The following is a 23,286-nucleotide window of genomic DNA, read 5'->3' on the forward strand; positions in this document are numbered from 1 at the left end:
GGGGCCTGCTCATCAGCGGCGGCACAAGACGTCTTCCAGATTGCCGTTGCGATCTTGGCCCGAATAGACCGCCTCCCGGAGGCCTTGGTCGCGGCAGAATTGATTAGCATCAGATCGACCACCAAATTGGGGCGTGTTGATTGAACCGGGGAAGAAGACTGTCGCGCGCCCGGTTGTGGATTGACCGGGATAACGGGGTGGGGGATTGCCACCACCAAACCCAGGTCCATTGCCCGGCCCGAAGCCGCCGCCAAATCCACCACCATAGCCACCACCATAACCGCCGCGTCCGATGTAGCGCACTGACGAGATCCGCCCTCGGAACGATTCCAGATTGGGGATGGAATCGCTATAGGTTCGGCAGCGGCTGCCATAATTGGGATCAAGGCAAACTTGCCAGTCACCGCGGGCCACCAGGCTGCCGGCAGCTTCGTCAAAATTGAGCTGGCGTAAATCGGGCACATCGCCAGTAATGGTGACGGCTTGGCCGCGGAAATCGGTCCCCGTAAACAGGGTAATGGAAGGCCGATCACGGCCAAAGCGCTGTGCCTCTGCGGCAGGTGCTAAGGCCAATACGGGCAGGGCTGTCATCGCCAAGATTAGGGCTTTCGTCATGGTCGGTCTCCGAAGTTGCGCCCCGATCCAACAAAACCGAGGTGATGTTGGTCCATGTACCAAACCACATCTGAACGGCCCCTGAGGCACATATTTGGGTTATGTTCAGGTTGGGCGACCCCCGTTGCGGTCTTGATTGCCGCCCTCAATAGGCCAAAGCCACGCCATCCTTGCGGCTTTCGGTAGCCGCTTCATAGACACCCGTTTTGGGATCGCGCTTAATGGCTTGATAACCACCAAAGTCACCATCGGCCCCGCTTAAGGTCCAGCCCTTGGCGGTCAGACCCTCTCGCGTGGTTTGGCTGAAGCCAGATTCCAGAGCCACGCGTCCCAGACCGGGTTTGCACCCGCCTTCGGGCTCACAACCGCCTTCATGCCGCCAACGGGGAGCATCGCCCGCCGATTGGGCATCAAGGCCGTAATCAATCATATTGACCACGATTTGGGTCTGGCCTTGGGGTTGCATCGCCCCGCCCATCACGCCAAAGGCCATGAAGGCCTGATTATCCTTGGTGACAAAACCCGGAATAATGGTGTGGAACGGCCGCTTGCCGGGCGCATAGACGTTGGGCGAGGCCGGATCGAGCGAGAAGGCCTCGCCCCGGTTCTGGAACATGAAGCCCAAGCCATCGGGTACGAGGCCTGATCCCATGCCGCGATAATTGGACTGGATCAGTGCCACCATCATGCCGGTGGAATCAGCGGTCACCAGAAAGGTTGTGTCGCCCTTTTCAAATTGGGCCGGGTCGCCTGCGGCCACATTCACACTGGCCTTGGCCGGGTCAATCAATCCGGCGCGTGCACGCAGATAATTTGGCGAAATCAGCCCTTGTGTTGGCACTTTAGCAAAGGTCGGATCCGCCAGAAATTTCGCCCGGTCTTCAAATGCCAGCCGCTTGGCCTCGATTTGCAGATGCACACTTTCAGCGCTGGCAAATCCGGCTTTGGCCATGTCAAATTGGTTGAGAATCCCCAACATTTGAAGCGTGGTCACACCTTGGCTGTTGGGTGGGATTTGCCAGACTTGATAGCCACGATAAGTCACAGAAATCGGCTCAACCCAGTCAGAGTGATGGGCCGCCAGATCGCTGGCGCGCAAGGGCCCACCGATGCGGCGCATATAGGCATCAATCCGCTGGGCGATCTCTCCTTTGTAAAAGGCGTCGCGGCCACCTGCGGCGATCAGGCCCAAGGTGCGGGCGAGGTCCGGGTTTTTGAAGACTTGTCCGGTTTGAACCGCGCCATTGGCGAAATAGGTTTTGCGCGCATTGTCGAATTCCTCGACCTCACCAGCTTTGGCGCGCTCGTCCAAGCGTTTGAGATTTGCCGCCATATAATAGGCAATGACGGGGGGAACCGGTGCACCGGCATCGGCATAGCTGATGGTTGGGGCCAAAATCTGGGACATCGGCAATTTGCCAAAGCGGGCATGCATAGAGAACCAAGCATCGACCGCACCCGGCACGGTTACGGTGACGCTGCCAAAGGATGGGCGACGACCAGGTGCGCTGGTCTTGATCTTGGCTTCCCGCGCGGCGCGATCGTCGAGGCTCATACCCATGGGCGCACGGCCTGAGCCATTGATGCCATAGAGTTTCTGGGTTTTGGGATCCCAGATCAAGGCAAACAAATCCCCGCCGATCCCATTGCCGGTGGGCTCAAGCAAACCGAGTGCCGCATTGGCAGCAATGGCCGCATCCACCGCCGTGCCGCCCTGTTTGAGCGTATCAATGGCGATTTGGGTCGCCAATGGATGGGCCGTGGCCGCAGCGCCATTGCGACCATAGGCAGGACTTCGGGTGGCAAAAGAAGGCCCAGCGATTCGGTCGCCGGGTCCTGTCACGACTGGTTGGGGATTGCTGGCTTGTTGGGCTGTGGCCGAACCAAGTGGGGCCAAGAGCGTTGCGCCTGCAGCCACTATTACCCCAAATCCGTGTGTCAAACCGCAGCCAGCACCCATTTCAGCCCCTCCAACTTTTTGCCGACGGTCAGCCTAATCGAGATTGAATTCAAGGCCAGCCCTGTGCGTCAACTTCTGCAGTCTTGCAGCTTGGCAAAATTGATCACCTGTGGTTGGCTTATCTCATGAAAAATTTTCAGTCTTTAAAGTCCCTCACGTTTCTTGTTGTCTTGATTGCTACTTGGGCGGGTTTTAATCCCGAGTTTGCCAAAGCCCAAAATGCGCTGCTTGATCGGCCGATTGCGGCCACCCCTGCCAATGCGGTGTGGCCGTGGGACGGCTCAGACCTCAAACCGGAAGCCGGGACGACTTTTGGCGTTTTGCCCAATGGCATGCGCTATGCCATTCGCCCCAACAAATTGCCTGAGAAACAAGTCTCTTTGCGGTTTCGCATTGATGCAGGGTCGAGGCACGAACGCGATGATCAGCGCGGTTTTGCCCATTTCATCGAGCATATGGCCTTCAATGGGTCGACCAATATTCCTGAAGGCGAATTGACCAAAACCATGGAGCGACTGGGGGCCAGCTTTGGCAGTCACGTCAATGCTCATGTGAATTATTCAGAGACCCAATATAAGCTGGATATCCCCAGTGCCGATGAAGGCCGGCTGGAAACCGCCCTTGGCATATTTCGCGAAACCGCAGATCGGCTTTTGTTCAAAGAAGATGCGGTGAAGCGCGAGATTGGGGTCGTCATTTCTGAAATGAATGACGGCGAAGGCCCTGGTCGACGCGTCAGTCGCCAGATCGCCGAATTCTTGGGGCCGAATGAACGGGCCACCTTGCGCGAACCGATTGGCGTACGCGAGATTGTCGAAGGGGCGACATCTGCCAAGCTGCGGGAGTTTTATGATACGTGGTATCGGCCTGAACGCGCGGTCCTGGTGATTACTGGGGATGTGGATGTGGCCGCGACACAGGCCTTAATCATCAAAACCTTTTCAGACTGGCAGGCCAAGAGCCCCGTCAAACCGGCCGACCCGGACCATGGCTTCTTGGTCAAACAGCCCATGAGGGCCAAAATCATTGTCGAGCCCGAACAGCCTTATGTGGCCCTGATTACGCGTCTGCGGCCCGATCGAACCGACTATGGCGACCTTGATACTCGGCAAAAACGGCAATGGTCAGGCTTGATGGGCCTTGCACAGGGCGTGTTTTCCCGTCGCCTGCAACGTTTGCAATTGGTCGATAACCCCGTGACGCTCAGCGTAGGCTATCTGCTAGAGACGAGCAAAACCGGTGATATTCTTACACTTTACGTGGTGCCGCGCGATAAGGGCTGGGCTGAAGCCATGAAGCCAGTCGCCAGTGCAGTGCGCCAAGCATTGCAGACAGGATTTACCGCTGAGGAGATTGCCGAAGAGATTTCCGGTAGCAGGCAAATGTGGGAGCGCGCGATCACCGAGGCGTCCACCCGTCGCACCACAGGTCTATCGTCGTCTCTGATTACTAAGCTAGGTAATGACACCGTACCCACCAGTGCCTTAGATAATCTTGCGCTTCTCAACGAAGTTGCAGAGGTCGCGACCCCAGAGCTTGTCAGTCAGGCTTTTACCAGATGGTGGACTCAGAGCGGTGAGCCGCAGATTGTTTTGATCGCCAAGGAAGCCGTGACAGGTGGCGAAGCAACAGTCCTTAAGGCTTGGGAAGAGGCCATGGCTGCGCCATTGCCGGAGCGCGATGCTGTTACAAAAGCGGTGTTCAAGCCTCTCAATACAGGCCCTGCCGGCAAAGTCGCCAAAGTGCAGGAATTGACCTATCCCAAGGCCAAGATTGTGACCTTCGACAATGGTGTGCGGCTCTCTTACATGCACACGGACTACACCAAGGACCGGGCCCAAATCCGCATCGGCCTGAACGCGGGCTATTTGGCTTTCCCGCCAGATGACCCCCACTGGCCGGACTTTGCGTCGGCCAGTTGGAGCGGCGATGGCATTGGCGATTTGACGCTGGACCAAACCATCAGCGTCTTTGCTAATCGCACCACCGGCCTGGCCTCCGTGCGCATTGATCCTGATACGCTGGAAATGTACGCAAGCCCCGCCAGCGCTGATTTCTTGGAACAAATGCAAGTTATGTTGAGCCAAGTGCTGGAACCCCGTTTGGGGCCCCGCCCGGCAGCGGTCCGGCGAGATGGACTAAAGCAGAGTTGGGACAGTTATAACCAGACAGCCGAGGGCGTCTTCAACTTCTATTTCCCAAGCTTGTTCCTGACAGGCCATCCAGAATATCGTGAACCCGATCTTGATAGCATCCTGAAGAGCGATGATGCTAAAGGAAAACAATTGCTCAAGCGGCTGCTTGCAGAGGGTAAAATTCATATCGTTGTTGTTGGTGATGTTGGCTACGACCAAGTGGTGGATGCTGTCTCTCGCACTTTTGGTGCTTTGCCGGCCCGCAAGGGGCTGCCGCTAGATCTCACCCAATTGGCATCCATTCGCTTCTTGCCAACAGGGGGGCCTCCACGTGTCCTGACGCATAAGGGCCCCAAGGAACAGGCGATCGTCTATGTGACTTGGACCGGTGTGGGCGATGTTGACCCGTTTGAGGCTGAGCGTAAGGGGCTATTGGGGGATATCATCCAATTGCGCTTGACCGATAAAGTGCGCGAGGCGGCGGGAAAATCCTACTCGCCAAGTGGTGGCTGGAGCGCGCGGGGCTTTGCCAATGTGGGCGGCTTTTACGCCTCCGCCAATGTGACCCCAGATCAGGTCAAGCAAGTGGAAGCCATTATGGATGAGATCGCGGCTGACCTTGTGCGTGATGGCGTCACACAGGACGAGATCAATCGGGTGGTTGAACCCGATGTGAAGTCGATTGAGCGCTCACGCCAGAGCAATGGCTATTGGTCGTACGTACTGTCAGATTTGGACACGCCGCGCTTGCCGGGTTCGGCAAGTGGGTTTTTCTTGGACCTCGAACCGGGTCGGGAAGCCCGCCTCAAGGCAATCACACGTGACGAGCTGCACGCCATTGCCAAGCGCTATCTCTTGCCGCAAAACACCATCAGGGTCCAAGTTGTGCCTGAAAGCAGCGCGGTGACCCAAACAGGCGAGGGCAGCCAAACCAAGCCCAAGTGAGGCAACACAATGGGGCAGGCATCGGGGGGCAAGGCGTGTGCGCATCTTCCTGACCGCCGCGTCGTGTTGCTGGCCGCAGGGTTGGCTGGTTTGGGCTTTTGGGCACCGCCAGCCTTGGGGAACGGCCTGGCCGAAGCTGGCCTGAGGGGCAATCCCTCACGCGGTTTGACGTCATGCTTGCGCGCCATTGCCGCCACCCATGGGCTTGAGCTGGGCCAATTGTCTGTGATGGTTGTGGTGAGTCCTGCCATGATGGGCGATGTTTCAGACTCAGGACTTGTGCGGCTGTCTTCAGGCTTTGTTGCGGCCTGTGGCGGGCCGGCGCGCGTTGGAGCGTGGTTTTCGCAGGCTCTCGCCAATCGCACGAACAAAGGGTCGAGTTCAGATCGCGATGAGCTTGCCTTGCAGGCCTTTGTGCGCGCAGGCTATGACCCGCGCCTGATAGTGGCCCTGTGGCAGGATTGGTCAGCTTCTCCTGCCTTGACCCGCTTGGGTCCACGCGGTGACTGGCCTTTGTCAGAGGCGCGCCGCACGGCACTGGCCGCCCGGGTCACGTCATTGGGCTATCTCTTGTAGCACGCGGGGTCAGCCTGCTGTGGCAAATCGCTGGTTTGAACACTAAACCCCTTGAAGAAGCGGGGCGAAAGCGGTATCCCCCGGCCCCTCGCATGTGTGCCGTGGTAGCTCAGTTGGTTAGAGCGCCAGATTGTGGCTCTGGAGGTCAGTGGTTCAATTCCACTTCACGGTACCATGCGATAGTGGGTTCAAGCCTTGTGCCCTTGGCGGTTTGAGGATGGCCCTGGCTTCAGGACCCCGCCCAGCCGATGCCCGAACATGCCCACCCCCGGATCTGGATCATTGGTGCTGGACCGGTCGGCTTATGTGCTGCGTTAGCGCTGCAAGACAAGGCTCTCTCAGTCGGTATTGTCGATGCGGGTCACCCTGGCGCAGGCTGGGCTTCAGGGGGCATGTTGGCCCCCCTTTATGAATTGCTTGCTGATCCAGACTGCCCACCTGCCTTTGCCCGCTTTGGGTTTGAGAGTTTGACCCTGTGGGCCGACGTCGCCCGTGCCTGCGATCTGCCATTGGCAAGCCCGGCTTTATTCCTCGCCCGAACGCAGGCTGAACTCGACCGATTGTCGCATGTGGCGGCCAGAGCTCAAACCTATGGCCACCGTATTGTGCCGACACAATGTCCTTCGGGGCTGACCGCTTTAGCTGCCTTTGTGACGGAAAGTGAGACGGCACTTGATCCCCGCCAAGCCTTGGCCAAGCTGAAATCGCGCTTTCAGGCGCAAGGCGGGACCATCCTCACCGCGCAGGTTGATCAGCTTGGTCCGGGGAAGTTTCATAGCCCCACACTTGGGTGGATTGGGGCAGAGCATGTGATCCTAGCCAATGGCTATGCGGCCCATGGCCTGTCGGCTCAAATTCCGGCCGTGGCGCACATGCGCCCTGTCAAAGGCCAAATGATGCGGTTGGCGCATCCTGGCTTATCGGCACCCATTGTGCGGGCTGGGCGGCTTTATCTGTTGTCACGCGGGGCCAGTTTGGTGGTGGGGGCGACTTCAGACCCAAACGCACAGCCCGATACCGGGGTGTTGGCAGAACCACTTGCGGACTTGCGCCGCGAATTGGCTCAGCTGGCACCAAGCCTTGCAACAGAATTGGTGGTTGAATCCTGGGCCGGACTGCGACCTGATACGCCTGATCATCTGCCGCTCTTGGGGCCATCGGGGATCGATGGCATATGGCTCGCCACCGGCACATATCGCAATGGCTGGCTGTTGGCCCCGGCTATGGCAGCCCTCCTGGCCAATTGGATCGCGGAGGGGAATCACCGACAAGCCCAGACAGACACTTTACGCGACACGCTGGCTGACCTCTTTGCACCGGGCCGTTTTTCCCGTTAGAAGAGGCTCAAAATGTCCGGACAAATTGCAGGAGAGACGGGTCATGAGCGCCTATGAACTGAATGAGGAACATCGCGCAATCGAGGAAGCCGTCGCCCGGATCTGTGCGAAATATGATGATGCCTTCTGGTCGGAAACCGATGAGACCGGCCGTTTCCCAGAGCCATTTGTTGCAGATATGGCCGCGGGCGGCTGGCTGGGATGTGCCTTCCCCGAGGCCTATGGCGGGGCAGGGCTTGGTTTGGTTGAGGCTGCAATTGTCATGAAGACGGTGGCCCAGTCCGGTGCGGGCTTTTCAGGGGCTTCGGCCATACATCTCAATATCTTCGGACCCAAGCCAATCGAAAAGTTCGGGACCGAAGCCCAGAAGCAGGCCTATTTGCCCAAGCTGTTGAGCGGAGAGCACAAAATGTGCTTTGCCGTCACCGAACCCAATGCCGGGCTGGAAACGGCTGCCATCACCACCCGCGCCACACGTACCAATGAGGGCTATACCATCACGGGCCGGAAGATCTGGACCACCTCGGCCCAGCGCGCCGACAAGATTCTGATCCTGGCGCGCACCACCCCGCGCGAAGAGGCGGCTCGCCCGACCGATGGGCTTAGCCTGTTTTACTGCGACTTTGACCGCACCGCCATCGATGCCAAGCCCATACCGAAAATGGGGCGCAAAGCCGTTGAATGTAACATGCTGTTTATCGAGGATTTAAAGGTTCCCCATGACGCACTGATTGGAGAAGAGGGCAAGGGCTTCAAATATATTCTGTCCGGCCTCAATCCAGAGCGAGTTCTGTTTGCTGTGGAAGCCATTGGCCTGGGACGCGCGGCACTGTCGCGGGCTGCCCAATATGCCAAGGAGCGGGTGGTGTTTGGTCGCCCCATTGGGATGAACCAAGGCGTGGCCCACCCGCTGGCCAAGTCCTGGTGTGAGCTGGAAGCCGCCGAACTCATGGCCATGAAGGCGGCTGCTTTGTTTGACGCCGGTCTTGAGTGCGGGGCTGAGGCCAATGCGGCCAAGTATTTGGGGGCAGAGGCGGGGTATCATGCGTGTGAGGCGGCGGTTCTGGCCCATGGCGGCATGGGTTATGCCAAAGAATATCAGGTTGAGCGCATGTTCCGCGAATCCATGATTGCCCGCATTGCCCCGGTTTCGCGCGAAATGATTCTAAACTTTGTGGCTGAGCGCGTTCTTGGGCTGCCGAAATCCTATTGAGATCAGACAATTAAAGTGTTGCTAACCAAGCCTTAACCATGTCGACCCAAACCTTGGGCCTGTGAACCGGGCCGCGGAGTGCGGCCGCATGGCTGTAGGAGACAGGCAGGTGACACCCGACGCAATTGGTGGCTCTCCCGTGCGCCAAGCCATTGCCCATGCCTCACGCAGCACTGGCATGAGCTTTCAATTCCTTTTGACGACAGCAGTGCGCGAAAGCTCGCTCAATCCGAAAGCCGAAGCGCGGACATCCAGCGCTACCGGCTTGTTTCAGTTTCTCGATGCCACATGGCTCACCACATTGAAGCGCCATGGTGCCAAGCATGGATTGGGTGCCGAGGCCGCCATGATTGATATCGGCGCGAATGGGCGGCCCTATGTGGCTGATCCTGGCGTTCGGCGTGCGATTTTGGATCTGCGCTATGACCCTAAGATCTCGGCATTGATGGCGGCAGAGTTTGCCAGTGATAATGCAGATTATCTGCGCGCCCGCACCGGGCTTGAGCCGCAGGCAGGTGATCTTTATGCCGCCCATTTTCTGGGGGCGGGTGGGGCGGCAGACCTTGTTAATGCCGTGCGCGACAGGCCCTGGATGAGTGCGGCAGACCTGTTTCCCAGTGCTGCTGCTGCCAATCGTCCGATTTTCTACAAGTCCAATGGGGCGGAGAGAAGTGTCGCCGAAGTGCTGGAAAATCTCCGTGCCACCGCCAATCGGCAAGCCCCACCGGTCGGGGCCCACGAATTGGGTGATGAGCCGGCCCATTTGTTCGGTCCAAATGCTGTTTCAGATGGGGCAATTGACCGCGACCTCGCCAGCCGTCTGATGGCCACGCTTCTGGAAAATGACAGCTTTTCAGGCCAGCCCAATGACTTCATGCGGGTCTTAGGCGAAGCTGCCGGTGGAACCAATCAGAAGTTAGATGGCTTTAATCCGGCCATGCTGGCGCAGCTTTATGGTGCCCATGATCGGGCGCAGGAGGAAGCCGGTCTCGAGTTGATCCAGTCCATCATTGGCATGCGGTCAATCGCGCAGATCCTGTCGCCGGGGGCGGGGGATTCAGACACCGCCCCAGACACACAATCTAGCCCCGACCGGGGATTGCCCGCAGCTTCCAGTCCGGTTCAAGGTTTTGGCTTTAACCTTGGATCAGCGATCTAATGAGCTTGCCGCCTGTTCCACGCGGGTGGCGACTCACCCCTGTTTGCTGAGCCCTGTCGCAAGCCCGGTGCCGATCATTGCCGCACCCAGATAGCAATATGCACAATGGCGACTGGCCTCTTGAACAAGGGCTTGCCACAGGCCTTGGGGGCTATTTGTCGCACCATGCTGGCACCATGTGCTCAAGGCCTGGCTGAGCGATTCCGCGTCACCCGACAACCAAGGCCCCGCTAGGACGAAGATGGCACCCAGACCAATCAAGGCCAAACTCAAAGGCTGAGTTTTATCTGATTTAATTGTTATTTTTGCCATTTTTTCGGTCAAATAGGCCGGGGATTCATGGCCTTTTGTCAGGGTGTCGGACATGGTGTCATGCGCCTTTTCACGTATCTGTGATGGCTTAACATGGCCGAAATTGACCCTGACATCCAGTGGTTTTTGGCCTGCGACCCTGCGACAAAATAACCCTTTTCCAAGTGTGGGAATAAACGGTATCACGAAGCTGTGACCGTGGTGCGGATAAACCGTGCCGGCTTCTGGGGGCCTGTCTATCGATGGAACCAAATCAGCAAAGGTCGAAAGCGCTACCCCGCTTCGACATTCTTTTCACCGGTGTGACCGCCTTCTTGGTTGCGCTCTGGGCCGTGTTCGCGGTGTCGCATGCCGATGACGCTGCCATGGTCGTGCATGGCTGGATTTTCATCGCGGCGGCGGTGCTTGCCGTGCTGGCGATGGTGTTTGCCGCAGGCGGTTCCGCACTCACCAATGACAATTCTACCTATAGTGATGGGGTGATACGTTATGGTGTGATCGCCTCGACCTTCTGGGGCATTGTCGGCATGTTAGTCGGGGTGGTGATCGCCAGTCAGCTGGCTTTTCCAGACGCGCTCTATTTCAAAGACTTCGGCTTTTTGAATTTCGGGCGGCTGCGGCCTTTGCACACATCGGCTGTGATTTTCGCCTTTGGCGGCAATGTGCTGCTGGCAACCAGTTTTTATGTGGTGCAGCGCACCTGTCGCGCCCGCCTGTTTGGCGGCATGCTGCCGTGGTTTGTGTTCTGGGGCTATCAGCTCTTCATCGTATTGGCCGCCACTGGCTATCTGATGGGCGTCACCTCAGGGCAAGAATATGCCGAACCCACATGGCATGTCGATTTATGGCTGACGGTGGTGTGGGTTGCCTATCTCTTGGTCTTCCTCGGCACGCTGTGGAAGCGCAAGGAACCCCATATCTATGTGGCCAATTGGTTCTATCTGGCCTTCATTGTCACCATCGCCATGCTGCATGTGGTCAATAATCTGGCGGTCCCGACATCGGCCTTTGCGACCACCTCTTATCCATTGTTCGGTGGGGTCCAGAATGCGCTGACCCAATGGTGGTATGGCCATAATGCGGTGGGCTTTTTCCTGACCGCAGGTTTCCTCGCCATCATGTATTATTTCGTACCCAAGCAGGTAAACCGGCCGGTTTATTCCTATCAATTGTCGATCGTGCACTTCTGGGCGCTGATCTTCATCTACATCTGGGCTGGTCCGCACCATTTGCACTATACCGCTCTGCCCCAATGGGCCCAGACCTTGGGCATGACGTTCTCGGTCATTCTGTGGATGCCCAGCTGGGGCGGCATGATCAATGGCCTGATGACGCTGTCGGGCAATTGGGACAAGCTGCGGACCGATCCTGTTCTGCGGATGTTTGTCGCCTCTCTCGCCTTTTATGGCATGAGCACGTTCGAAGGTCCCGTCATGTCGGTGCGGGCGGTCAATTCGCTCTCTCACTATACCGACTGGACCATTGGTCATGTCCATTCAGGCGCTTTAGGGTGGGTCGGCATGGTATCGTTCGGGGCACTTTATGCCCTGACGCCCTGGCTGTGGAAGCGCGAGCGGCTTTACTCGCTCAAGCTGGTTGAGATGCACTTCTGGCTCTCCACCATTGGCATCCTCTTCTACATTTCCTCCATGTGGGTATCGGGTATCCAGCAAGGCCTGATGTGGCGCTCTTACAATGAGTTCGGCTTCCTGACCTATTCCTTCGTCGAAACGGTCAAGGCCATGCACCTGCCCTATATCGTGCGCGCTTTGGGTGGCCTGCTTTACCTCCTGGGGACCTGCATCATGGCCTACAACCTCTACCGCACAGTCAAGGGGTCGGTGTCCAGCAAAGAACCCCTTTCCACCGCCAATCCCAATCTCGTCCCAGCTGAGTAGGAGTAACGATCATGCTATTCAAAAATCACGGCATCATCGAGCGCAACTCCATGATCTTGCTGATCGGGATCCTGCTCATGGTCTCGGTGGGCGGTATCGTCCAGATTGCGCCCTTGTTCCGCATCGAACAGACCATCGAAAAAGTGGACGGGGTGCGCCCCTATACCCCACTCGAACTGGCTGGTCGGGGCGTTTATATCCGCGAGGGCTGCTACACCTGCCACAGCCAGATGATCCGGCCCTTGCGTGATGAGATTGAGCGTTATGGCCATTATAGTCTGGCCGCAGAGTCGATGTATGATCACCCCTTCCAATGGGGTTCCAAACGCACGGGGCCAGATCTGGCCCGCGTCGGCGGGCGATATTCAGATGCTTGGCACGTCCAGCATTTGATCAATCCCCGCAGCGTGGTCCCTGAATCCATCATGCCGCCTTATGCCTTCTTGGAAGGGCGGCCTGTGGGGGTACAGAACACTATTGGCAAACATCTGATGGCACAGGTCCGGGTGGGTGTTCCTTATACCCAAGCCGACATCGACAATGCCAAGGATGATCTGATCGCCCAGGCCGACCCCAACGCCGATAGCGAGGGCCTGCAAGCCCGCTATGGCGGCAAGGTCACCGTCCGCGACTTTGACGGTGATCCAACAAAAGTCACCGAGATGGACGCACTTGTCGCCTATCTGCAAGTCTTGGGGACCATGGTCGATTTCAAGACCTATGAACCCACCAAAGCTGAAAACCTGCGCTGAGGGAGGTCTGTATGACGTACGAACAATTGTCTGCCTTCGCGCAAACCTCCGGCATGATCTATTTCATGGCGATTTTTGCCGCCGTCTGCCTCTATGTCTTCTGGCCTTCCAACCGGGCCAAATTCGACAAGGCCGCCAACATGCCACTCCAGGATGAGGAGATCGACCATGTCCGATAACAAGCCAAAGGACGACATCACCGGTGTGGAAACCACAGGTCATTCCTGGGACGGCATCACCGAATTGAACAATCCTCTGCCAAGATGGTGGGTTCTGACCTTCTATGGCTGTATCCTGTGGGCTGTTGCTTATTGGATTGCCATGCCGGCCTGGCCCACAATCAGTGGCCACACCAAAGGGCTTTTGGGCCTGTCCGATCGGGCCCAAGTTGATCAAGCGGTTGGGGCTTTAACTGCCTCTCGCGCGCCAATGTTTGCCAAATTGCATGCAACCCCGCTCGATCAGGTCGCTAAGGACAAGGCGCTTTTCCAATTTGCCCAAGAATCCGGCAAGGTCGCATTCGCGCAAAATTGCTCGACCTGTCATGGTGCGGGCGGGCAGGGGGCCAAGGGCTTTCCCAGCCTCGTCGATGATGTGTGGCTGTGGGATGGCTCGCTGCAGGGCATACGCTCGACTTTGGAAACCGGTATTCGCACCGATCATCCAGAGGCCCGGTTCAGCCAGATGCCGTCCTTCGGACGGGATAAATTGCTGGAGCCGCAGCAAATTGCCGATGTCACTCAATATGTTCTGACCCTGTCCAAGCAGCCCGCAGATACCCGGGCCGCTGCCCGCGGTGCCCAGGTGTATGCTGCCAATTGCGTGGCTTGCCATGGGCCAGAAGGAAAGGGTGACCCCACCCAAGGTGCACCTAATCTGACTGACAAAGAATGGCTCTATGGCGGTACGGCTGCTGATATTGCCATGCAGATCAATCTGGGCCGGGGCGGGGTGATGCCCACCATGTCTCAACGGCTTGATCCTGCAACCCTCGATGCCTTGGCTGTCTATGTCCATTCACTGGGTGGGGGCACCTGAGGGTGCCCCGCTGTGACGGGAAAACATGAACATCATCAACACCCTTGACCGTATTGGTAAGTCGCCTGTCTCAGGTGAGGAAGCCGCACACGGCATTGCCCGCTCGGATGCTGTGGCCGTCAATTCGGCCAAGCAGCGGGATTTGTATGAGAAGCGCCAACAAATCTATCCCAAGGCCGTTCATGGCTTCTGGCGGCGATTGAAATGGGTGATTTTGGCCGCCTTGTTGGGGATCTATTATCTGGTCCCTTTCCTGCGGTGGGACAGGCCGGGGGCGGCACCGGACCAGTTTCTGCTGGTCGACTTCACCGGGCGTCGCTTCTACTTCGGCCCAATCGAGATCTGGCCGCAGGAGCTTTATTATGTCACCGGGTTGTTGATCCTTGGTGCCATCGGCCTGTTTCTGGCCTCGGCTCTGTTTGGTCGGGTCTGGTGTGGATATACCTGCCCTCAGACTGTGTGGACGGACTTGTTTATCGCGGTTGAGCATTGGTTCGAAGGCGATCGCAACCAGCGCATTCGGCTCGACAAACAGCCTTGGGACTTCAACAAGGCCTGGCGCAAGATTGGCAAGCATGTGGTCTGGCTGATGATTTCTTTGGCTACTGGTGGCTGGTTTGTCGCCTATTTCCATGACGCGCCCACCTTGTTTGCCAATTTCTTCAAGCTACAAGCGCCTATGTCGGCTTATTTGTTTGCCGGCTTGCTGACCTTCACCACATACGTTTTCGCCGGCACGCTACGTGAGCAGGTCTGCACCTATATGTGCCCCTGGCCTCGGATTCAGGCTGCCATGCTGGATCAAGAAGCCCTGTCGGTGACATATCGCTATGACCGGGGCGATCCCCGTGGACCTCACAAAAAGAATGATACGTGGGAAGGTCGCGGCGATTGCATCGATTGTCGCCAGTGCGTGGCGGCGTGCCCTGCGGGGATCGACATTCGCGATGGTTTGCAGATCGAGTGTATCAATTGCGCTTTGTGCATCGATGCCTGCGATGAAATCATGGTCAAGATTGATCGGCCCAAGGGTCTGATCGCCTATGACACGGTCCAAAACATCGAACGTCGCCAAGCTGGTCAGACATCAGGCTATCGCTTCATTCGTGGGCGCACACTCTTTTATGCCGTTTTGTTCGTCTTGATTGGTGGGCTTATGCTGGGGAGCCTGTTCTTGCGCACCACGCTGGACGTCAATGTTCAGCGCGACCGTGCCCCCCTGTTCGTGCCCTTATCGACCGGTCAGGTGCGCAATGCCTATACGGTCAAAGTCCTCAACAAAGCTGATCACGAGCGAGAAGTTCGCATCAAGATCAAAGGCGTAGAGGGCGGGGTCCTGCAGGCCAATGAGATGCCCGTGACGGACAATAGCGTGGTGATGACCGCCGGCCCTGACCGGGTCGCCCAAGTCCGCCTCTTTGTACTGGCCGATCCAGAAAAGCAGAAGCATACCTCAGTGCCGGTCGTGGTTGAGGTGCGGTCCCTGAGTGATCAGGAGGTGGCCCGTTCAAAATCGGTTTTCATTCGCGGCAATTCCCCGGAGGACAGAGATGACCATGACTAATGCGGTGCGCGGCACTGGTCCGTTCAAGCTGACGGGCTGGCATGTGCTGGCCATGTTTGGGGCCTTCTTTGGGGTGATGATGGCGGTAAACATTCTGTTTGTCGTGCTGGCCCTGAAGACCTTCTCTGGGGAGGCCGACCACGCCTATATCAATGGCCTCAAATTCAACGAGACTTTAGCGGCGCAAGCCCGTCAGGCCGAATTGGGCTGGACCATGAGCCTCGGGTTGGAACGTCCCACCGGGGGTGGGGCTGTATTGGAAGCCCGATTGCTGGACCGCAATCAACAGCCTTTGTCGGGGGCTAAAATGGCTGGGATGATCGGCCGCACCACAGATTCCAACGAGGATCGAGCATTGCAGTTTAGCGAGACCCAACCAGGCGTTTATCGCGCCGTCATCGACCAGATCAAACCCGGTCGCTGGAAGTTTTCAGCCACAGCCCAAATTGCCGGTGCCCCGCAATTCTCAACGGAGACAATCCTATCACTACGTTGACCCCTTCTCCAGCCGAAGCCTTGGGCTGCCCCTCAGGCCTTGAGCCACCCGCACCCGCAGCGCCAGCTGCTGACCCGCGCGCCTTTGTTCAGACCGGGCGCACTGATGGGCTGTCGCTTGAATTACTGGTTCGTGGTGCGCGCTGTGCAGGCTGTCTGTCCAAGATCGAAAATGGTGTTCGCAGCTTGTCGGGGGTTACAGAGGCGCGCCTCAATCTCACCACGGGCCGCTTGAGTGTGGCTTGGAGTGATGACCGCATTGACCCGCGCACGATTGTTCAAAAAGTGGTTGATCTGGGCTATCAGGCCCAACCCTTTGATCCGGGTAAAGCCTTGGCCGCTCAGGATGCCGAGGGTCGCCACCTCTTGATTTGCATGGCGGTGGCAGCCTTTGCCGCCATGAACATCATGATGTTTTCGGTGCCCATTTGGTCAGCCCATTTCAATGGCGAAATGGCCGAGGGTACCCGCACCATGTTCCACTGGATTTCTGCGGCCATTGCGCTGCCGGCTGCTGCCTATGCCGGAATGCCGTTTTTCAAGAGCGCGTGGAATGCCCTCAAAAAAGGGCGCGCCAATATGGATGTCCCCATTTCGCTGGGTGTGCTCTTAGCCTCAAGCCTGTCGATTGTAGAAACGCTGCGTGGGGGCGAGCATGCCTATTTTGACGCCGTGGCCATGCTGTTGTTCTTTCTTTTGATAGGCCGATATCTCGACCATGCCCTGCGTCAGAAGGCCCGCCAAGCCGCCCGTGACCTGATGGCCTTGCAAGCGGTTACCGCAGCCCGGCTGCAACCGGATGGCGGTACGATCAGCGTCGCAGTCGCCGATATCCGCCCCGGCGATCGGCTGGTTATTATGCCCGGTGATCGTATTCCTGTGGACGGGACGATTGAAGCAGGGGTTTCAGAAGCCGATTTCTCACTGCTTACGGGTGAGACCGCCCCTGTTGCTCTGGCCCAAGGTCAGGCCGTGCGCGCGGGTGCGCTCAATCTGTCAGGTCGTTTGGTGTTGGTCGCCGATGCCCGCAGCGACGATAGTTTCCTCGCCGAGATTGCGCGACTGGTTGATCTGGGTGAACAAAGTAAGAGTGTCTATGTCCGCTGGGCTGACAAAGCTGCCAAGCTTTATGTGCCTGTGGTTCATTCGGCCGCCTTCCTAACCGCTGTCATCTGGCTCATCCTTGGGGCAGAGCCGCGTGTGGCCATCCTCAATGCGTGTGCTGTGCTGATCATCACCTGCCCCTGCGCCTTGGGGCTGGCGGTCCCAGCCGTGCAGGTCGTGGCCTCTGGCCGTTTGTTTGCGCGGGGCATTTTGCTCAAATCCGGTGATGCCCTTGAGCGTCTGGCCGATATTGATTTCATCGTTTTTGACAAGACAGGTGTGCTGACTTTGGGCCAGCCGCATCTGTTGAACCCCGACAAGATCACGCCGGATGATCTGGCCCGCGCGGCGCTTCTGGCACGCGCCTCTCGCCATCCTTTGGCCCGCGCGATTGCGCGCGCTGCGGGGCCCGGACCTGCGGCGGATGCGGCCCGCGAAGTGCCTGGCTGTGGTGTCGAGGCTGATATGAATGGCCTGCGCGCCCGCTTGGGAAGAGCTTCATGGGTCGGGGTCGATAAAGCCCATTCTGATGAGACAGAGCTTTATTTTTCTGTTCAAGGACAGGAGCCTATCCGTTTTTCTTTTGAGGACACATTAAGATCGGATGCTGCACGAACCATTGAAGCCCTCACGGCACGTGGCTTTGCGCCCATCATTCTGTCTGGGGACCGTGCCGGTTCGGTGGCGCGGGCTGCTGATGCGGCGGGCATTGCGACGTGGTTCGCCGAGCTGACGCCCTTCGACAAGGCTGCGCATTTAGATCGGCTCAAGGCTGAAGGCCGACGCGTCTTGATGGTGGGGGACGGTCTCAATGATGCCCCCGCTTTGGCGAAGGCTACTGTGTCCATGGCACCGGGCACTGCAGCAGACGCCAGCCAGTCTGCCGCCGATCTCGTCTTCCAAGGGGAAAATCTGGCCAGTCTGATTGAGGCGATTGATGTGGCGCGGCTTGCAAAGAAGCGGGTGATGGAGAATTTCTGGTTTGCTGCGCTTTATAATTTCATCGCCTCACCCATTGCGATGCTCGGTCTGGTCACGCCCTTTATTGCAGCCATTGCCATGTCGTCATCTTCGATTATCGTGACCTTAAACGCGCTGCGTCTGACAGCGTGGCGACAACAGGGGGGATAGGCCATGGACGGGATGATGTTCCTGATCCCGATTGCCTTATTCATGGGCTTCATGGGTCTCTTGGCCTTTTTGTGGAACCTGCGCAATCGCCAATATGATGATCCCAAAGGGGCTGCCATGCGCATCCTGAATGATGATGATTTCCCCCTGCCATGACCATCGCCGGAGATCCACGCATGAGCCAATTCGAGATTGTTCTGGGCGAAGAGGATAAGGTGCAGGTCACCCGCCTGATGCCAGATGCCCATTGGATGTGGCTGACCAATGGCTGGCTCGACTTTAAGGCAACATGGCGCTTAGGCATTCTCATCGGGGCCGTACCCGTTGTGGCTGCTTGGGTGATGGTTCTGGTCTTGTGGCAGGCTGATATGCTGGGCTTTTTGCCTGCGGTCTGCGGCGGATTTGCGCTTGTGGGGCCGCTCTTGGCGATTGGCTGTTATGAGATTTCCCGTTTGCGTTCTTTAGGTCAGCCCATCACGCTGCGGGCCGTGTTGCGTCCCAGAATTGTCTCGCCCAGCCAAGTCGCCATTATTGCCTTTGTTCTCATGTTGATCTTGATGGTGTGGGCGCGACTTGCCAGCCTCTTATATGCCTTGGCTGAAGGCGCGCGCGATCCAGGCCCCGCGATTGACTTCATCGACTTTGCCCTCCAGACGCCAGAGGGCTTGATCATGGTGGCAGTGGGGACATTGATCGGGGCGGCTTTGGCCACAATAGGCTATGTGGTTTCGGTGGTGTCGATCCCGCTGGCGGCCAACCGCACGGTCGATGCGATGACTGCGATGCTGGTCTCGGTCATTGCGGTATCGCGCAACAAGGGTGCCATGGCCAGCTTTGCCTTTAACATCGCCATGTTGGTGGCCTTGTGTCTGGCAACCGGCTTTTTTGGCCTCATTCTGGTTTTCCCTTGGCTCGGCCATGCCACGTGGCATTGCTATCAGGCGGTTGTCGCTGACGTCGAGGACGCGGCGGCGGGCTAATTCATGCGTTGAGCGCATCCAATCTTTGGCAATCTCTTGGGTATTGTTGGGGGTATTTCTGGGGGGGGTATTCGGGGGGATTATGGACGGCGCGCTGCCTCTGATCATCATTCTGACCTATGCCGGGCTGTTGTTTGCCGGGGCATCTTGGGCTGAAGGGCGCGGCGGGCAGGCGCTTAAAGACCTTTTGCGCCGACCAACCTATGCATTGGCACTTGGGGTCTATTGCACCAGTTGGACCTTTTATGGTGCAGTCGGCAGTGCTGTAGCCGATGGCTGGTCCTATGTGCCAATTTATCTGGGGCCGATCCTCGTTTTTGTCTTTGGTCGCGCCTTTCTTGTTCGCATGGTCGAGGCGGTCAAGGCCGATGGGGCCAGCTCGATTTCTGAATTCATCGGCGGCCGGTTCGGCTCTAGCCGCACCGTGGCAGCGCTTGTTACAATTCTGGCCCTGTTGGGCGCGGTTCCCTACATCGCCTTACAACTGAAATCCTTGAGCACGACCTATGCTTTGGTGACGGGGGCATCCAACCTGCCACTCATCCTGGTTGTGACCGCAGCCCTGTTGGCAGGCTGGGCCATGGTTTACGGCACACGCCGTTATGAGGCCGCTGCCCGCAATGATGCTGTATTGTTCGCGGTCGGGTTTGAATCCCTGTTCAAGCTCGTCACACTTCTGGCCGTGGCCAGTTTTGCCGCCACACTTTTGGTGGAAGTCAGCCCGCAGGTTCTGGCCCGAACGCAGGCGACGATGGCAGAAACCTTCAGCCCGCATGCCATCAATGCCGATTTTTTCATCATCACCTTATTGTCCATGGCCGCCATCATCGCCTTGCCGCGGCAATTTTATTTCATGGTGATCGCCGCCCAAAACAGCCGTGATCTGGAACGGGCGCGCTGGCCATTTGTGGCCTATATGCTGGCCACGTTAGCGGTGGTGATCCCCTTGGCCGGGGCAGGCATTGCCATCCTGCCTGACACGGCCCGTCCCGATCTCTATGTGCTGCTGCTCCCGCTCAGTCAGGGCGCCAATATGATGGCCATTTTGGTGTTTCTCGGCGGCTTTTCGGCAGCGACCGCTATGGTTCTGGTAGAGACCATCGCTTTGTCGACCATGGTGTCCAACGATCTGGTCGCCCCCGCGCTATTGCGCCGTGAAGGCCCGAACGGCCCAGCGAATTTCGGCAAGCTGATGTTATTGGTGCGCCGGTCTGCGATTGGCGCGATTATGCTGTTTGCGCTGTTGTGGGCGCTTGCCATCCCAGACAATCAGCGGCTTGCCTCTATCGGTTTGGTGGCCTTTGCGGCCATGGCGCAATTCGTACCCGTCCTCATATTGGCGGTTTATCGGGGCAATCGTGATGCCATGGCGGCCCGCTACAGCTTGTTGGCGGGCCTTCTTGTGTGGTTTTATACCCTCGCACTGCCCCAGCTTTTGGGACCTGGCTTCCTCGCTTTGTTGAGCGGGACCCTCTTTGATCCGTATCATCTTTTCTGGATCGGCAGCCTGAGCCCGATCAGCCATGGTGCGGTTTGGAGCTTGGGACTTAATTTGGCTGTCTATGTGCTGGTGACTGCCCGACGCGTGCAGGCCAGTGCATTGCCAGGACTCTTGCGCGCACCGGGTAATGTGGCGACTTTGCCACCCGCCACGATCAGCGACCTGAAGGCTTTGGTGGCACGCTTTGTTGGCCCTATTCTGGCCCAAGAAGCATTTGCCAATCTCAAAGAAAGCGCCCCCGTCAGCCAAGCCAGCGCACGCAAAGCCGAACGGCTCATTGCGGGGGTTGTGGGCCTGCCGTCAGCGCGTGCGCTGATCGGATCGCGCTTGTTTGGCGCGCGACTGTCGGCTGATGAGGTGTCGCGCCTGTTGGATGAGACCGGCCAAAGCCTGCGGTTTTCCAAGGACCTCTTGGCTGCCACGCTTGAACACATTGATCCTGGCGTCAGCGTGGTGGATCGTGACCTTAATATCGTGGCGTGGAACAGCCGATATTTGTCGCTGTTCAATTATCCTGACGGCATGGTCTATGTCGGTGCACCTGTTGCCAGCCTGATCCGCTTCAATGCAGAGCGGGGCGAATGCGGTCCTGGCGAGATCGATAGTCATGTTGAGAGACGTCTTCAGCATATGCGCCGTGGTCAGCCGCATAGTTTTGAGCGCGTCCGTCCCGATGGTCGAGTCATCAAGACTGTTGGTGGCCCGATGCCCAGTGGCGGTTATGTCATGTGCTTTTCTGACATCACTGCTGAAGCCGAAGCCTTGGCGGGTCTGCGTCGGGCGCGGGCCGAATTGGAAGCCCGGGTTGAAGAACGGACTTTGGATTTGCGCGAAGCCAATCGGGCGCTGGCCAAGGCAGATGCCGAGAAGACCCGCTTTTTGGCCGCTGCCAGCCACGACTTGCTGCAACCCATTCATGCGGCACGGCTGTTTTCGTCTGCCCTAGCCCGCCAGATTGGCCAAGATCACCAAGACATGCTGCGCAAACTGGACCTGTCGATCCAGTCAGCCGACACATTGTTGCGGGCCCTGTTGAATATCTCCAAGCTGGACGCGGGCGGGGTGGAACCGTCTGTCCAGAAAGTCGCACTTAAACCCCTGTTGCAGAATCTGGTCGATACGATGCTTCCCTTGGCCACCGAAAAGGGGCTGCAGGTGCGGTTGTTTGGGCGCGATCAACTGGTCGAGACCGATCCCGCACTTTTGGGGTCGATCGTCCAGAACTTTCTCTCCAATGCCATCCGCTACACCCGCGAGGGCGGCATTGTCGTGGCCATACGTCAACGCGGTGATCAGGTGCGGGTGGACGTGATTGATACCGGCCCTGGTATTGCGCCTGAAGACCATGCCCGGATTTTCCGCGAGTTTGAGCGCCTGCCTGAAGCCGACGGCGGCGGAATTGGCCTGGGTCTTGCCATTGTTGAGCGCACCGCTCGTGTGTTGGGGGCCGAAGTCGGGCTGCAATCGTCTGTAGGGCAGGGGAGCCGCTTCAGCGTTTCACTCTCAGCTTGCCAGGATGCCAGCCCGCCAGTGCCTCACCCTCAATCTGCTGCCGGTCAAAGCGCCGGCGGCCTTGTGACATCAGCCTTGACCATTCTGGTGGTTGAAGATGATCTTGCCAATCAGGATGCCATGCTGGCCTTCCTCAATAGTCGTGCTCTACAGCACATATGTGTCGGTGATGCAGCTTCAGCCCTTGCGGTCACAGATCATTTTGACGGCGCGCTGGTTGATTATCATTTAGGCGGGTCCCAGACAGGCCTTGATGCGATTGCAGGCCTGCGCCAGCGCTTTCCGACTGCCCGCTATGCCTTGACCACCGCTGCTTCTGAAAGCGAATTCGCAGATCGTGCCAATGCTATGGGCGTCATGGTGTTTCGAAAGCCTGTTGATCCCGCTGCCCTTGATCATTGGCTTGCCCAGATTGAGGCTGGCTTGGAGACGGCCTAAGGCGGGGTTAGGCCCAGCGCCTTGGCGGCCAGCACGGCCTGGGTGCGGTTTTGCACGTCGAGTTTTTTCAAGATCGCCGTCATATGGGCTTTGACAGTGGCTTCGCTAAGTCCCAGATCATGGGCAATCTGCTTATTCAAACGACCCTGCATGACCCCCAGCATGACTTTAAGCTGGGTCGGCGTCAGGCTAGCAATCTGGGCAGCGACTGGGTCGAGCAGGGGATCACTGGGTGGGGACAGGCGTTTGCCAGCCAGCGCATCGCCAATGGCTGTTTCGATGACACTGAGATCTGAATCCTTGCCAATAAAGCCCACCGCCCCAAAGCGCAGGGCATTTTGCGCCGTGCCTGCCCCGGCCTCGCTTGAAACCACCAGAATCGGGACCTGAGGCTTTTGGGCGTGCAAGAGTGCCACCCCAGAAAATCCCTCCGCTCCCGGCATTTTCAGATCCAACAGGATCAGCGCCAAATCATCGGCGGCCTGGGCCTCGGCCAATGCTGAGGCCAGAGTCGCGCTTTCAACCAAGCGTGCGTCCCCGGCCACTTGCCCTGCCGCCATCGCCAAGGCTTGGCGGAACAGGGGGTGGTCGTCGGCGATCAGGATGGTCCGGCCCATGGGT

The 23,286-nt window shown here is 57.9% G+C and carries 19 protein-coding genes and 1 tRNA gene; 16 read left to right on the forward strand and 4 right to left on the reverse strand.

Annotated elements, in window-relative coordinates; translation table 11 throughout:
* Positions 1–12 precede the first annotated feature (12 nt).
* Positions 13–615 carry a beta/gamma crystallin-related protein gene (locus tag PbB2_RS03530; protein WP_108983940.1) on the reverse strand — a complete coding sequence of 201 codons (603 nt, stop codon included), beginning with the start codon at positions 613–615 and terminating at the stop codon, positions 13–15.
* A gap of 145 nt (positions 616–760) precedes the next feature.
* A complete protein-coding gene (gene ggt / locus PbB2_RS03535; protein ID WP_238164835.1) occupies positions 761–2,533 on the reverse strand; it encodes a gamma-glutamyltransferase in 1,773 nt (590 codons plus the stop codon).
* 167 nt (positions 2,534–2,700) lie between these two features.
* Between ggt and PbB2_RS03540 the strand changes: the two genes are divergently transcribed.
* The 6 genes from PbB2_RS03540 to PbB2_RS03565 all read left to right on the forward strand — a co-directional run bounded on the left by PbB2_RS03540 (position 2,701) and on the right by PbB2_RS03565 (position 9,940).
* A complete protein-coding gene (locus PbB2_RS03540; RefSeq protein WP_133245699.1) occupies positions 2,701–5,655 on the forward strand; it encodes a M16 family metallopeptidase in 2,955 nt (984 codons plus the stop codon).
* Positions 5,656–5,664: 9 nt separating this feature from the next.
* Positions 5,665–6,231 (forward strand): hypothetical protein, encoded by a 567-nt coding sequence (locus tag PbB2_RS03545; protein ID WP_108983943.1) that lies wholly within the window; start codon positions 5,665–5,667, stop codon positions 6,229–6,231.
* A 98-nt stretch (positions 6,232–6,329) separates the two neighbouring features.
* A tRNA-His gene (locus tag PbB2_RS03550) sits at positions 6,330–6,406 on the forward strand.
* A gap of 73 nt (positions 6,407–6,479) precedes the next feature.
* Positions 6,480–7,568, forward strand: coding sequence for an NAD(P)/FAD-dependent oxidoreductase (locus PbB2_RS03555; RefSeq protein WP_108983944.1), 1,089 nt, complete (start codon positions 6,480–6,482; stop codon positions 7,566–7,568).
* A gap of 43 nt (positions 7,569–7,611) precedes the next feature.
* Positions 7,612–8,781, forward strand: coding sequence for an acyl-CoA dehydrogenase family protein (locus PbB2_RS03560; protein WP_108983945.1), 1,170 nt, complete (start codon positions 7,612–7,614; stop codon positions 8,779–8,781).
* Between the two features lie 109 nt (positions 8,782–8,890).
* A complete protein-coding gene (locus PbB2_RS03565) occupies positions 8,891–9,940 on the forward strand; it encodes a hypothetical protein (protein ID WP_133245700.1) in 1,050 nt (349 codons plus the stop codon).
* Positions 9,941–9,973: 33 nt separating this feature from the next.
* On the opposite strand, the gene PbB2_RS03570 is transcribed toward PbB2_RS03565, so the two are convergent.
* Positions 9,974–10,306, reverse strand: a complete 333-nt coding sequence (locus PbB2_RS03570; RefSeq protein WP_108983947.1) for a hypothetical protein — start codon at positions 10,304–10,306, stop codon at positions 9,974–9,976.
* A gap of 311 nt (positions 10,307–10,617) precedes the next feature.
* Between PbB2_RS03570 and ccoN the strand changes: the two genes are divergently transcribed.
* The 10 genes from ccoN (at position 10,618) to PbB2_RS03620 (ending at position 22,665) form a co-directional block, all read left to right on the forward strand.
* The gene (gene ccoN, locus PbB2_RS03575) at positions 10,618–12,150 is read left to right on the forward strand and encodes a cytochrome-c oxidase, cbb3-type subunit I (protein WP_420887451.1); all 1,533 of its coding nucleotides are present in this window, start codon (positions 10,618–10,620) and stop codon (positions 12,148–12,150) included.
* An 8-nt stretch (positions 12,151–12,158) separates the two neighbouring features.
* Positions 12,159–12,902, forward strand: coding sequence for a cytochrome-c oxidase, cbb3-type subunit II (ccoO, locus tag PbB2_RS03580; protein ID WP_305790445.1), 744 nt, complete (start codon positions 12,159–12,161; stop codon positions 12,900–12,902).
* 11 nt (positions 12,903–12,913) lie between these two features.
* Positions 12,914–13,081 carry a cbb3-type cytochrome c oxidase subunit 3 gene (locus tag PbB2_RS03585; RefSeq protein ID WP_108983950.1) on the forward strand — a complete coding sequence of 56 codons (168 nt, stop codon included), beginning with the start codon at positions 12,914–12,916 and terminating at the stop codon, positions 13,079–13,081.
* On the forward strand, positions 13,071–13,940 hold the full coding sequence (ccoP, locus tag PbB2_RS03590) for a cytochrome-c oxidase, cbb3-type subunit III (protein WP_108983951.1): 870 nt from the start codon (positions 13,071–13,073) through the stop codon (positions 13,938–13,940). Before PbB2_RS03585 ends, ccoP begins: the two co-directional genes overlap by 11 nt.
* A 25-nt stretch (positions 13,941–13,965) precedes the next feature.
* Positions 13,966–15,504 carry a cytochrome c oxidase accessory protein CcoG gene (gene ccoG, locus PbB2_RS03595; protein ID WP_108983952.1) on the forward strand — a complete coding sequence of 513 codons (1,539 nt, stop codon included), beginning with the start codon at positions 13,966–13,968 and terminating at the stop codon, positions 15,502–15,504.
* A complete protein-coding gene (locus tag PbB2_RS03600; RefSeq protein WP_108983953.1) occupies positions 15,491–16,000 on the forward strand; it encodes a FixH family protein in 510 nt (169 codons plus the stop codon). Before ccoG ends, PbB2_RS03600 begins: the two co-directional genes overlap by 14 nt.
* Entirely contained in the window at positions 15,997–18,234 is a 2,238-nt protein-coding gene (locus PbB2_RS03605) for a heavy metal translocating P-type ATPase (RefSeq protein WP_238164836.1), read from the forward strand. Before PbB2_RS03600 ends, PbB2_RS03605 begins: the two co-directional genes overlap by 4 nt.
* A gap of 3 nt (positions 18,235–18,237) precedes the next feature.
* Entirely contained in the window at positions 18,238–18,390 is a 153-nt protein-coding gene (ccoS, locus tag PbB2_RS03610; protein ID WP_108983954.1) for a cbb3-type cytochrome oxidase assembly protein CcoS, read from the forward strand.
* The gene (locus tag PbB2_RS03615) at positions 18,387–19,214 is read left to right on the forward strand and encodes a DUF2189 domain-containing protein (RefSeq protein WP_108983955.1); all 828 of its coding nucleotides are present in this window, start codon (positions 18,387–18,389) and stop codon (positions 19,212–19,214) included. The genes ccoS and PbB2_RS03615 overlap by 4 nt, the downstream gene beginning before the upstream one ends.
* Positions 19,215–19,296: 82 nt before the next feature.
* Positions 19,297–22,665 (forward strand): PAS domain-containing hybrid sensor histidine kinase/response regulator, encoded by a 3,369-nt coding sequence (locus PbB2_RS03620; protein WP_108983956.1) that lies wholly within the window; start codon positions 19,297–19,299, stop codon positions 22,663–22,665.
* On the opposite strand, the gene PbB2_RS03625 is transcribed toward PbB2_RS03620, so the two are convergent.
* Positions 22,662–23,282: a response regulator transcription factor gene (locus tag PbB2_RS03625; RefSeq protein WP_108983957.1), complete on the reverse strand. Its 621-nt coding sequence runs from the start codon at positions 23,280–23,282 to the stop codon at positions 22,662–22,664. The two genes, PbB2_RS03620 and PbB2_RS03625, sit on opposite strands and share 4 nt — an antisense overlap.
* Between the last annotated feature and the right edge of the window lie 4 nt (positions 23,283–23,286).

The sequence above is a fragment of the Candidatus Phycosocius bacilliformis genome (assembly GCF_003112735.1).
Taxonomy (GTDB): domain Bacteria; phylum Pseudomonadota; class Alphaproteobacteria; order Caulobacterales; family Aquidulcibacteraceae; genus Aquidulcibacter; species Aquidulcibacter bacilliformis.

What these genes read in the sequence shown, in the direction of transcription:
- PbB2_RS03530 (WP_108983940.1), bottom strand. Translation starts at nt 615, where the DNA reads ATGACGAAAGCCCTAATCTTGGCGATGACAGCCCTGCCCGTATTGGCC.
- PbB2_RS03540 (WP_133245699.1), top strand. Translation starts at nt 2,701, where the DNA reads ATGAAAAATTTTCAGTCTTTAAAGTCCCTCACGTTTCTTGTTGTCTTG.
- PbB2_RS03545 (WP_108983943.1), top strand. Translation starts at nt 5,665, where the DNA reads ATGGGGCAGGCATCGGGGGGCAAGGCGTGTGCGCATCTTCCTGACCGC.
- PbB2_RS03555 (WP_108983944.1), top strand. Translation starts at nt 6,480, where the DNA reads ATGCCCGAACATGCCCACCCCCGGATCTGGATCATTGGTGCTGGACCG.
- PbB2_RS03560 (WP_108983945.1), top strand. Translation starts at nt 7,612, where the DNA reads ATGAGCGCCTATGAACTGAATGAGGAACATCGCGCAATCGAGGAAGCC.
- PbB2_RS03570 (WP_108983947.1), bottom strand. Translation starts at nt 10,306, where the DNA reads ATGTCCGACACCCTGACAAAAGGCCATGAATCCCCGGCCTATTTGACC.
- ccoN (WP_420887451.1), top strand. Translation starts at nt 10,618, where the DNA reads ATGGTCGTGCATGGCTGGATTTTCATCGCGGCGGCGGTGCTTGCCGTG.
- PbB2_RS03585 (WP_108983950.1), top strand. Translation starts at nt 12,914, where the DNA reads ATGACGTACGAACAATTGTCTGCCTTCGCGCAAACCTCCGGCATGATC.
- ccoP (WP_108983951.1), top strand. Translation starts at nt 13,071, where the DNA reads ATGTCCGATAACAAGCCAAAGGACGACATCACCGGTGTGGAAACCACA.
- ccoG (WP_108983952.1), top strand. Translation starts at nt 13,966, where the DNA reads ATGAACATCATCAACACCCTTGACCGTATTGGTAAGTCGCCTGTCTCA.
- PbB2_RS03600 (WP_108983953.1), top strand. Translation starts at nt 15,491, where the DNA reads ATGACCATGACTAATGCGGTGCGCGGCACTGGTCCGTTCAAGCTGACG.
- ccoS (WP_108983954.1), top strand. Translation starts at nt 18,238, where the DNA reads ATGGACGGGATGATGTTCCTGATCCCGATTGCCTTATTCATGGGCTTC.
- PbB2_RS03615 (WP_108983955.1), top strand. Translation starts at nt 18,387, where the DNA reads ATGACCATCGCCGGAGATCCACGCATGAGCCAATTCGAGATTGTTCTG.
- PbB2_RS03620 (WP_108983956.1), top strand. Translation starts at nt 19,297, where the DNA reads ATGGACGGCGCGCTGCCTCTGATCATCATTCTGACCTATGCCGGGCTG.
- PbB2_RS03625 (WP_108983957.1), bottom strand. Translation starts at nt 23,282, where the DNA reads ATGGGCCGGACCATCCTGATCGCCGACGACCACCCCCTGTTCCGCCAA.